Origin of the sequence: Bathymodiolus platifrons methanotrophic gill symbiont (assembly GCF_002189065.1) — a bacterium.
GTDB lineage: Bacteria > Pseudomonadota > Gammaproteobacteria > Methylococcales > Methylomonadaceae > Methyloprofundus.
Window position 1 is genome coordinate 1 of record NZ_BDMN01000328.1, and the last position, 11379, is coordinate 11379.

Genomic DNA, 11379 nt, shown 5'->3' on the forward strand with positions numbered 1-11379 from the left:
GTGCACATTCCTAAGACGATATAAACCACGAAAGACACGAAGAACACGAAAGAAAGACTAATAAAACTGCTGACTTGTTCCCAAGCTTCGCTTGGGAATACATGGGGCAGCAGCTCTGTTGTGAGAAGTTTTGGTAAGCAGAGAGCTTACTTGTTATGCATTCCCAAACGGAGTTTGGGAGCGAAAAATTTCGTGTCTTTCGTGTTTTTCGTGGTTAATTTTTCTTGTAATCAGCATCTTAAGCCAAGTTTCTGGCTGCCCACCTTCAAATAATAAAATACAATATATTCAAAGACTTTATTTTTGTTACTTAGAGGGAATGGTTATAGCGTCAGTAGCCTCGAGCATAGACAGAAAGTAGTCTTCAAGTGTGTAGGAGCTTCCAGAAGAATAGAAAAATTAGCCGGAAAGCTGGTTATTCATATAAAATAGAGGGTATTCCTTTATTTAATTTCATCAGATAATATGAACGCACCCGCAGCTTTATTTGAATCTTCTATCTCTAATCTTAAATTACGCGCACGCGGTAAAGTACGTGACATTTATGATATAGATGATAAACATTTACTTATTGTAACAACTGACCGTCTATCAGCTTTTGATGTTGTGTTACCGGGGCCTATTCCAGGTAAAGGTCGGGTACTTACGTCGGTATCTAATTTCTGGTTTAATAAAATGCAGGATATTATTCCTAATCATTTAGCCAGCCTTAGTTTAGAAGAGGTGGTACCTGATGCAAATGAGCGCGCGCAAATCGAAGGACGTGCCATTATTGTCAAAAAATTAAAGCCACTCCCTGTGGAAGCTATAGTCCGTGGTTATTTAATTGGCTCTGGCTGGAAAGATTACCAGAAAACAGGCAGTGTCTGTGGTATTGAATTAGCTGCAGGCCTAGAGCAGGCACAGCAGTTACCCGAAGCCATTTATACGCCGTCCACTAAAGCAGCGGTGGGTGATCATGATGAAAATATATCCTTTGCTGAAACTATTCCTTTACTAGGCGCTGAGCTGGCTACGAAAGTACGAGATATCAGTATAGAGCTATATTCAACAGCTGCTGAGTATGCTAAACAACGAGGTATCATTATAGCGGACACTAAATTTGAATTTGGTCTGGATGATGATGGCACTCTTTATTTAATAGATGAAGCATTAACTCCGGATTCTTCACGTTTTTGGCCAGCAGATCAGTACCAGCAAGGTATCAGTCCGCCAAGTTTTGATAAGCAATTTATTCGTGATTATCTAGAAACGTTAGACTGGAATAAAACTGCTCCCGGGCCAGAACTACCTGATGATATTGTTGCAATTAGCAGTCAGAAATATCATGAGGCAGAGCTTATATTAACTGCAAATTAGTAAGTAAGGGGATGTGTCACAATAAACCATGCTCGGCAAAAGAATACGGAAGGCCATCACCAATAATAAAGTGATCCAGGACGCGTATATCCATTAAGCTTAGAGCCTGTTTAAGTTTGTCAGTAATCAATTTATCGGCCTGACTTGGCTCTGAAATGCCGGAAGGGTGGTTATGGGCAAAGATCACAGCGGCGGCATTATGCTCCAAAGCTTTTTTTACCACTTCTCGGGGATAAACGCTGGCACCATCAATGGTTCCCCTGAATAATTCTTCATATTTTAGGATATGATGTTGATTATCTAAAAATAAACAGGCAAAGACTTCATGTTGATAGTGTCTTAATTGGTTACTTAAATAGGCGCGTGTTGCTTCTGGGCTTGTTAGCACGCTGCCTCGATCTAACACCTCAAAGGTATGACGTCGCGCCATTTCCAATACCGCTTGTAACTGTGCGTATTTAGCGTTACCCAAACCTTTTGCCTCAGTGAATGTTGCGCAGTCTGCCTGCAGTAAAGCACGCAATGATCCAAACCCCTCTAATAAGTCCTGAGCTAGAGCCACTGCTGATTTTCCTGGTAATCCTGTGCGTAAGAAAATAGCTAATAACTCAGCATCTGTTAAAGCTCCCGCTCCCTGGATAAGTAATTTTTCTCTGGGTCGTTCATCAGCCGGCCAATCTTTAATTCCCATGTTTAAGCCTTTTAGCGATTTATAATGAATTCTTAGATTAAAGCATAGAAGAAAAGTGTAACTCTTGCCATAATAAGCACTTTAAAGCATAAATGGAATATTTCATTGAAGCGTGTACTTTTAGGTATTAGTGGCGGTATTGCTGCCTATAAATCAGCCGAATTAGTTAGATTGTTAATCAAGCATGACTATGATGTCAGAGTTGTTATGACTCAGGCTGCAACTCAGTTTATTAGCCCACTCACTTTTCAGGCTTTATCAGCACATCCTGTACATACACAGTTACTAGATGCAGAGCAGGAAAATGCTATGGGGCATATCAACCTGGCACGCTGGGCTGATGTACTATTGGTTGCGCCAGCGACTGCCAATTGTCTTGCCAAATTAAGTCATGGACTTGCTGATGATTTATTAAGCACCTTATATCTTGCCGTTGAATGCCCGGTTTATGTAGCCCCCGCAATGAACCAGGTGATGTGGCATAAAGCTGTTACGCAGGAAAATATTCAGCGTTTAACACAGCACGGTGTAATATTTATTGGTCCTGAAGCAGGCAGTCAGGCCTGTGGTGACGTAGGTCTTGGGCGGATGACTGAGCCAGAGGCTATTTTGCGGAGTATTATACCGAGTAAGCAAGGTATTTTTCAGGGGAAAAATATTCTCATTACTGCTGGCCCAACCCGGGAACGATTAGATCCAGTACGCTATATTACTAACCGTAGTTCCGGTAAAATGGGTTACGCATTAGCTGAACAGGCACAAAAGCTTGGAGCTCACGTTACCCTAGTTAGTGGCCCGGTAGCACTGTCTGCCCCTAAAAATATACATACAGTTTTAGTAGAGAGTGCGGCTGATATGTATGATGCAGTAATGCAACACGTAACTGGGCAGGATATTATGATTGCTGCAGCGGCAGTCGCTGATTACACCCCTGGTAATGTGCAAGCAGAGAAAATCAAAAAACAAAAAAAACAAACTGAACTAAACTTACACAAAACCAAAGACATTGTTGCTAGTGTTGCCAGTTTAAATAATAAGCCTTTTACAGTTGGATTTGCTGCAGAAACTCATAATCTGGAACACTACGCCCAGGATAAGTTAATACGCAAAAACCTGGACATGATAGCTGCTAACTGGGTGGGTCAAGCCGAGGGGGGCTTTGACTCTGATGTTAATGCACTGCAAGTGTATTGGCACAATGGCCAAAAAACTTTGCCAATAACCGATAAAATACAGCTTGCCAATCAACTATTGGTTTTAATCGCTGAGAGATTAGATGCATAAAATTCAACTTAAAATATTAGATTCACGCCTGGGTAATGAAATCCCTATGCCTGCTTATGCAACTGACGGTTCGGCAGGGATTGATTTACGCGCCTGTCTGGATGAGAATGTGGTTTTATCGCCCGGTGAAACGATCCTGATCCCAACGGGAATTGCTATTCATATTAATGATCATCAGTTAGCGGCGGTTTTATTACCTCGCTCAGGTTTAGGCCATAAGCATGGTATCGTGCTTGGTAATCTTGTTGGCTTGATTGATTCTGACTATCAAGGGCAGGTATTTGTCTCATGCTGGAACAGAGGACAGCAAGCTTTTACGGTCAAGATTGCTGAACGTATTGCGCAAATGGTTTTTGTTCCTGTAGTTCAGGCAGATTTTGAAGTGGTGTCTGAATTTCAGCAAACAGAGCGTGGGGCAGGTGGTTTTGGGCACACAGGACGTTATTAAGAAACGAGTGATTTAGGGAAAGCATAATAAACAGGTATAAATATGGGACGTATTTTTTCTATTATTGCCATCGTGACTGTTCTTATGACGGCATTGACGGGGGTAGGTGTTTTTTATCTCTCGCAAACTAGCGATAATAAGATTAAAGAGGATGCTGTCTATGGATTGGCAAAAGGTATTGCACAAAGTATTTCAACTCGTACGCAGTTATTAACTCAATCTTTACGCAATATAGCTCAATCACCTGAGCTTATAGAGGCATTAAATAATTCTGACTTGCCCCGCGCTAAAGCGGTCGTAGGGCTAATGAGTGCTTATTTGCCTGATGCGATGGCATTCAGGTTATTGTTACCAGGTGATAACAAGCCAGACAATTCGGTTGTTCCACGTATGGGCTATGCTGATTTGGACTTGGTTAAAAATACCTTTCAGAAGCCACAGTTACCATTAATTCAAGGTGAGCGGGGCGAGCATCGTCACTTGGCTATTACCCATGGAATTAAAAAAGAAGGTAAGGTTATTGCTGTTATTCTGGCCAGTGTCGATTTTCAAGCTCTGCGACAAAGCTTTAATATACTTGCCGATGAACAGATGTTTATTGAGCTAAAGCAGGCTGATTTTGTCTTATTTTCTCATGGCAGTGCTGATCTGAAATCATTAGGTAAACTGAAGTTTCCCAATAATTATTTATGGTAAAATTGAAACTATGCTACAACTATATGAAAAAAACAGTCTTTTCATTCGTTTCAAATGCTATTGCCTAAGGGGAATTAAGTAGGGGTTTGCTATAAACATGGCAAAACCACCTAAAATAAACCTCGATACACCAGCATTGTGTATTTCAGCTACTCAATAATTGGGAAACTTCAGCCAATGAATATATTGGCTTTATTACTGAAGATGTTCGCATTGCCCGACCTATGAAGGTCGTCATTGATGCAGGTAATGGCGTCGCAGGTGAGTTAGCTCCTGTGCTATTTAGAACCCTGGGCTGCGAAGTCATTGAATTATTCTGTAAGATAGATGGTAATTTCCCTAATCATCACCCTGATCCAAGTAAGCCTAAAAATCTGGTTGATTTGATTGCCGCAGTTGAGGAACATCAGGCCGATGTAGGCCTTGCTTTTGATGGTGATGGAGACCGCTTAGGTGTCGTTGATTCCTATGGAAATATTATTTGGCCAGACAGGCAGATGATGCTTTTTAGCAAACATATCCTGGCGAAAAAGCCTGGAGCTGAGATTATTTATGATGTAAAGTGCAGTCAGAATTTACCGGCACAAATTATAAGAAATGGTGGGACGCCTACTGTCTGGAAAACAGGGCATTCGTTTATGAAAGCGAAAGTTAAGGAAACAGGAACCATTTTTGCTGGTGAAATGAGTGGCCATCTATTTTTTAATGATCGCTGGTTTGGCTTTGATGATGGTCTATATTCTGGGGCGCGACTTATAGAAATACTTTCGGAAGACTCGCGAGCCAGTGCTATGGTATTTGCAGAATTTCCTGATAGCCCTTGTACTCCAGACCTAAGTATCGACCTGGAAGAAGGTGAAAATATTACGTTTATGCAGCAGTTATTTGCTAGTAAAAGTCTTCCCGCTGATGGCAGAATAACGGATATTGACGGTTTACGGATAGATTTTACCGATGGCTTTGGTTTAATCCGTGCTTCCAATACAACACCCTCTCTGGTGGTTCGTTTTGAAGGTGAAACAGAAGAAATTTTAATGCGAATACAAGATCAGTTTCGGCAACTGATTCTGGAAATAAAACCAGAAATAGCGTTACCTTTTTAAACCTAGATACAGTCATTGCTGATATTAAAAAAACTAACGATTTTTATTCCCGTTTGTTTGCAGTCTTTGATTATTTATTCTTCGCTCACTAATGGCATAATTCATGCCGTCCACCCAAATAAAATAACAAGAACTTAATACTAAAACCAGACCGCTACAATGAAAGAAAAGACTGCCAAAGGCATAGCCCACGTACTGATCGAGTCATTACCGTACATTCAGAAATTTAAAGGTAAAACCGTTATTATCAAATATGGCGGTAACGCCATGATTGATGAAAACCTCAAAACCCGTTTTGCGCAAGATATTGTATTAATGAAGTTAGTGGGTATTAACCCTATCGTTGTACATGGTGGTGGGCCGCAAATTGGGCACCTGCTTAAGCGACTAGATATTAAAACTGAGTTTGTTAATGGTATGCGCGTTACTAATAGTGAAACCATGGATGTCGTTGAAATGGTGCTGGGTGGACAAGTCAATAAAGACATCGTTAACCTGATTAATATGGCGGGTGGAAAGGCGGTTGGTTTGACGGGTAAAGACGGTGATTTTATTCGTGCTCGTAAACTTGATATGCAACAGTTTCATAAGGAATCAGGGGCTTCCGAAATTATTGATATAGGGCATGTTGGAGAAGTCAGCTCTATTGACCCTTCGGTAGTGGAGATGCTCAGCCAAAGTGATTTTATTCCAGTTATTGCTCCTATTGGTGTGGGTGATGATGGACGATCTTATAATATCAATGCTGATTTAGTTGCGGGTAAAGTTGCAGAAGTTTTAAATGCCGAAAAATTAATATTATTGACCAATATTCCAGGCATTCTGGATAAGCAAAATAACTTGCTGACTGGCTTAACGCTTAAAGATATTGATGCATTAATTGCTGATGGTACAATCTCGGGCGGGATGATTCCTAAAACCCGCTGTGGAACAGATGCCTTAAAAGGCGGTGTTAATAGTGTGCATATTATTGATGGGCGTGTTGAGCATGCCGTCTTGCTTGAGCTATTTACCGATCAAGGGGTTGGTACACTACTTATCAGTTAAGCATTTTTATAATCTGTTGAAGTCGGCAGTGTATTAATCAGTTATTACGCCTATAGATAATGTAAAATAACCTGTAGATTTTTAAACGAATATTTTTTAAAGGTAAATAATGAAGAATTACAAAATCGCAATATTGGCAGGTGATGGAATTGGGCCGGAAATTACACAGGAAGCAGTAAAGGTTTTAAAGCTGGTTGAAGAGCGTAATGATGTCAGCTTTGAGCTAATGCCAGCTTTGTTTGGTGCCTGTGCTTATTTTGCAACCGGAGATGCTTTTCCACAAGAAACCAAAGATATCTGCGATAGTGCCGATGCGATCCTGAAAGGTCCTATTGGTTTGAGCCATGAGGAATCAAAAGGTATTCCTATTGATAAGCAGCCTGAACGTGGTGCATTATTACCTATGCGCCGCCGCTACAATACCTATGCAAATTTTCGCCCGGTATCTTTACCTAAAGAATTAGCACATTTTTCGCCATTAAAACCAGAAATTATTGGTGAAGGTATCGATATTATTATCGTGCGTGAATTAGTTGGTGGCTTATATTTTGGTGAAAAAGAACTAGGCGTTGATGCAGACGGCCAGCGCTATGTAAAAGAAACGCTAGAATATACGGAAGCACAGATTCGTCAGATTATGCATCAGGCATTTAAATTAGCGAGTCATAGAAAAAAGGTGCTGCATAATATTCATAAAAGTAATGTCCTAAAATCTAGCGTTTTATGGAATGAAATTATGGAAGAAGTGGCTAAAGAGTATCCTGAAATTGAAGTAATCAATATTCTGGTTGATGCGGCTGCAACGCAACTCTGTTTAAAGCCTACACAGTTTGATGTGATGGTGATGGAAAATATGTTCGGCGATATTTTAAGTGATCAGGGCGGCGGCATTCTCGGTTCATTAGGATTAATGCCATCGGCTTGCCTAGGGGATGAAAAATCCTACTATGAACCATCGCACGGTTCTGCACCTGATATTGCAGGAAAGAATATAGCTAATCCTTACTCCATGATCGGTTCTGTCGCCATGATGCTGGAAAACAGTTTTGATATGCAAGATGAAGCGAAAAACGTCTGGGCTGCGATGCAGGGTGTTTTTGCTGATGGATTTTCAACTGCGGATCTATCCAGGCCAGGGTCAGGTGTTAATATGATCAGTACAGTTGAGTTTGGTGATAAGGTTGTAGAAAAATTATCTAATATGCCTAGGGTCTGATTGATTGCTTTTCCCGTTACCTAAAGTTACACAATAGTTTTCCAGATAAATCACTTCTATTTTGAGAGAATTAATATCTGAAAGTTATGGCATCAGCTCTCTTTAATATTCAGAAAACTGGGTGTAGGTTATAGCCTGCACCCTCTGTATGTAGGGTACGCATGTCAATAGTTATATTGAGGACAGTAAATGAAAGAAATTATGCATACATCTGAGATACCTTTCCATATAACAAAAAAAATTGGTAACTACTCAGCGTAAATAATTAAAAAAGTTCTTGACAGAGTTTTAGCCTTATTTTTGTGGTTTTTAGTCTCCTGCAGAATAGCCATCAAATAGGCCATTTATTGGTCCTGTCTTAATAGTCAGCCGCAAGATGCTTTTAAATACTGGCGATCCCGATCAACTTTTTTAATCTCTTCAAAACAGCTTGTGACGAGGAAAATTCGGGATTAAAAACCCATGAGATAATATACCTGTTCTTATAGCGATACAGGTTTTTTCGTTGAAAATAGATAACGTTGATGTTGATTCTGCAGTCACTCATGCCAGGCAATTACTTGCGGCTGAGCGTGACATATCGCCTGCACTAAAATCAGCGCTGGAAATGATTCTATTATTAGTGACAGTATTATTAAATCGAGTCACGCTAAACAGTAAAAATAGTAGCAAACCACCAGCAAGCGATCCCAACCGAAAAAAGGGCAGTCGCAAAAAATCAGATAAACCTTCGGGTGGGCAAAAGTCGCATGTCGGCACGACATTGCAAAAAATAGAGGACCCTGATGACATCGAGGTCATTAGTATAGATCGTCGTACTTTACCTAAAGGGCAATACACGGAAGATGGCTTTGAAACACGTCAGGTCTTCGATATTGATATTTCACGAGTTGTGATTGAGTATCAGGCACAACGATTGATAAATGAAAATGGACAATGTTTTATCGCCCCATTTCCTGACAATGTTACCAAGGCAGTACAGTATGGTAACGGAATAAAGGCCCATATCGTTTATCTATCGCAATACCAGTTATTACCTTACAATCGAATTCAAGAGTATTTAACTGATCAATTAGGCATGCCGATTAGCGAAGGCTCTATCTATAATTTCAATAAACAGGCTTATGAGAAATTAGCCAAGTTTGAAGCGATCTGTAAAGAAAAGTTAGTGGTATCACCGTGTATTCATGCTGATGAAACGGGTATTAACATTAATGGTAAGCGACACTGGCTACATGGTACGTCCAATGATAAATGGACTCACTTCTTTCCGCATGCCAAACGTGGCACTGAGGCAATGAATGAGATCAATATACTGCCACGCTATCATGGCATCTTGTGCCATGATCACTGGAAGCCCTATTATAAATATGATTGCACCCATTCACTCTGTAATGCGCACCATTTGAGAGAATTGACGCGCGCCTGGGAGCAAGATAAGCAAAGTTGGGCACTTGAAATGAAACGGCTGCTAGAAAAAATGAATGATGCAGTGAATGAGGCAGGTGGCCTATTACCACATGAAGAAGCAGAGAAATGGAAAATACAATACAGGAAATTACTCGGTAAGGCAGAAATAGAATGCCCGCCGCCCGATAAACCAAAAGAAGTAAAACGGGGACGAATAAAACGCAGTAAGGCGAGAAACTTACTTGAAAGGCTTATTGATTTTGAAGAGGATGTGTTGCGCTTCATGACAATCGCCTACGTGCCATTTACCAATAATGCTGCTGAAAATTCGATTCGGATGACTAAAGTTCAACAGAAAATATCGGGTTGCTTTCGCAGTACCGAGGGAGCCAAAATATTTTGTCGCGTCAGAGGTTATTTAGCAACGTGCCGTAAACAAGGTGTCAGTGCAACTTTGGCAATGACTCTTGTGTTTGAGGGAAAGTTGCCTAAATTTTCTTTATAATTTTATCCAACTGTAAATTACGCTGAGTAGTTACATAAAGAATTACATTGATATTTCAATAGGCCCTGGGATTTTTGCTATTCCGAAAAATCAAAGGTTGCTCGTCAGTTGATAAGGCACTTTCTCTAGCTGAATCTATCGCATTTTGAATCACTCGTCTGTCAGGTGACTTGCTACATACTGGGTCGGTTTTATACATATCCCCTGTTAGCAAATAGGCCTGGCAACTCACGTGCTGAATGACAGGGTAGGGCAATACCATCCGGTGCAATGGTTAAAAAGGTGGTTCCGCAGCCATTCATGAAAAAATGGGGGCTTTCTGTAACGCATTAAAATATTCAATATAGTGTCATAGAAAGACCCTAGCTTCAAAGAATTCTTTGAGCGCTTACTGAGTCTGGATGACAGGAGTTGGAGTCCAGGTACTCTTGCCAACCGGAAGGATGGAAGGTGCTTCCACCTTAGGCCAGTATAGGCGCATGACTAGGTAGATCGGGCCAGCAGGTGCAGGGAGCCAGTTCGCTTCCTTTGTCTTCCCCGGAGAGTCCTTCTGAATGTATAGCGTCAACGAGCCATCTTCGTTTTTGTTCATATTCGGCAACATGGGTGAATTGATAAGGTAGCGATTGATTGGATTCTTGATTAGAAGTTGCGTCTTGCCATCATACATTGTCACTGACCAGAAGGAATTCACGGGCGGTAGCTGACCTGTAGGGAATGTCAGTGTATAGTTGTGCTTGCTGCCATCAAGGGGCTCGTCGCTTGCATTCGTCCGTGTCATAGGATATGAGGCTTCCAGGGCATCGTTCCCGTATATGCCTGCTCGGGCGGCAGCGGCTCGTTTCAGCCAATTGCCGTTGTAGAAAACTCGATCACCAAAGAGTGAACCAAGCTTCCAGCCATTTATATTTTTCATTCCAGTCGCTAGAAAAATATTTATTTTTTTGTCGGCATCTTTCATTGCCTGTAAGACGTCTGCTTTTTGTTCCAGCGAAAGGTCCATGAACTCGAAAGTCTTGCCCGGGCCAACTCCGATTCTGGCGAGCCTGGCACGGATCGCCTTGTTTTCCTGCGTCAATGGCACAAGCTGGAGGGCGGCATCAAGGTATGTGTAGAAGTTTTCTTTGATGCCCTTGGTCGTAGCCGGAAGGAAATCTATCTTAGCTGCTTCGGGTGGTGCAGGCTGTTTCATGAATGCAGACAGCGGCTGTGCTTTGTATCCAGCCTGCACTTTTACTACATTCGACATGTCCTCAGCGTTGAAAAGCTGGGTGCGAAATACGGTCAGCGAGAAGGGTGTCGTAGACTGGAAAACCTTTTTGATTCCTGCCGCGGTGCCTCACCTTTCCAGTCGGGACCCGTTACGAGATAATTACCCGGTTCTGTTCCGGTTGTGCGGCTACCGATATAGCCATAGTTATAGGTGTTGCCATCTACAAGCTGCACCGAGTAGTAGCGCTCTTTTGGTACTGCAGGTACTGAAAGCACCATGGGTTCCGTGCGCAAGTCCAGCCAAAGCATCGAATATGGCGTGTCGCTATTGGGAGTGACGACTGCCGTGTCTTTATAGGTAAACTGAAGTTTCCCAATTATTGAGTAGCTGAAATACACAATGCTGGT

At 41.6% G+C, this 11379-nt stretch carries 9 protein-coding genes and 2 pseudogenes; 8 read left to right on the top strand and 3 right to left on the bottom strand.

Features of this window, described 5'->3' with window-relative positions; all coding sequences use genetic code 11:
* Nucleotides 1–465 precede the first annotated feature (465 nt).
* Nucleotides 466–1359, top strand: coding sequence for a phosphoribosylaminoimidazolesuccinocarboxamide synthase (locus tag CDZ78_RS16655; protein ID WP_087870997.1), 894 nt, complete (start codon nucleotides 466–468; stop codon nucleotides 1357–1359).
* A gap of 16 nt (nucleotides 1360–1375) precedes the next feature.
* On the opposite strand, the gene radC is transcribed toward CDZ78_RS16655, so the two are convergent.
* Complete coding sequence (gene radC / locus CDZ78_RS16660; protein ID WP_087870998.1) at nucleotides 1376–2050, bottom strand: RadC family protein; 675 nt, start codon at nucleotides 2048–2050, stop codon at nucleotides 1376–1378.
* Between the two features lie 105 nt (nucleotides 2051–2155).
* Here radC and coaBC point away from each other — a divergent pair, with 105 nt between their 5' ends.
* The 7 genes from coaBC to tnpC all read left to right on the top strand — a co-directional run bounded on the left by coaBC (nucleotide 2156) and on the right by tnpC (nucleotide 9759).
* The gene (gene coaBC, locus CDZ78_RS16665) at nucleotides 2156–3334 is read left to right on the top strand and encodes a bifunctional phosphopantothenoylcysteine decarboxylase/phosphopantothenate--cysteine ligase CoaBC (RefSeq protein WP_244559276.1); all 1179 of its coding nucleotides are present in this window, start codon (nucleotides 2156–2158) and stop codon (nucleotides 3332–3334) included.
* Nucleotides 3327–3782 carry a dUTP diphosphatase gene (dut, locus tag CDZ78_RS16670; RefSeq protein WP_087871000.1) on the top strand — a complete coding sequence of 152 codons (456 nt, stop codon included), beginning with the start codon at nucleotides 3327–3329 and terminating at the stop codon, nucleotides 3780–3782. Before coaBC ends, dut begins: the two co-directional genes overlap by 8 nt.
* A gap of 42 nt (nucleotides 3783–3824) precedes the next feature.
* Complete coding sequence (locus tag CDZ78_RS16675) at nucleotides 3825–4478, top strand: cache domain-containing protein (RefSeq protein ID WP_087871001.1); 654 nt, start codon at nucleotides 3825–3827, stop codon at nucleotides 4476–4478.
* A gap of 185 nt (nucleotides 4479–4663) precedes the next feature.
* Nucleotides 4664–5581: a phosphomannomutase/phosphoglucomutase gene (locus CDZ78_RS16680; protein WP_280175597.1), complete on the top strand. Its 918-nt coding sequence runs from the start codon at nucleotides 4664–4666 to the stop codon at nucleotides 5579–5581.
* A 159-nt stretch (nucleotides 5582–5740) separates the two neighbouring features.
* A complete protein-coding gene (gene argB, locus CDZ78_RS16685) occupies nucleotides 5741–6628 on the top strand; it encodes an acetylglutamate kinase (protein ID WP_087871003.1) in 888 nt (295 codons plus the stop codon).
* A 109-nt stretch (nucleotides 6629–6737) separates the two neighbouring features.
* The gene (gene leuB / locus CDZ78_RS16690) at nucleotides 6738–7844 is read left to right on the top strand and encodes a 3-isopropylmalate dehydrogenase (protein ID WP_087871004.1); all 1107 of its coding nucleotides are present in this window, start codon (nucleotides 6738–6740) and stop codon (nucleotides 7842–7844) included.
* A gap of 505 nt (nucleotides 7845–8349) precedes the next feature.
* Nucleotides 8350–9759 carry an IS66 family transposase gene (gene tnpC / locus CDZ78_RS16695; RefSeq protein WP_087871005.1) on the top strand — a complete coding sequence of 470 codons (1410 nt, stop codon included), beginning with the start codon at nucleotides 8350–8352 and terminating at the stop codon, nucleotides 9757–9759.
* Between the two features lie 55 nt (nucleotides 9760–9814).
* Here the strand turns inward: tnpC and CDZ78_RS23290 are convergent.
* Both CDZ78_RS23290 and CDZ78_RS16705 read right to left on the bottom strand, forming a co-directional pair.
* Nucleotides 9815–10079 (bottom strand): annotated as a pseudogene (locus CDZ78_RS23290) (SPASM domain-containing protein); the annotation flags it as partial.
* 68 nt (nucleotides 10080–10147) lie between these two features.
* A pseudogene (locus CDZ78_RS16705) lies at nucleotides 10148–11379 on the bottom strand (DUF1254 domain-containing protein); the annotation flags it as partial.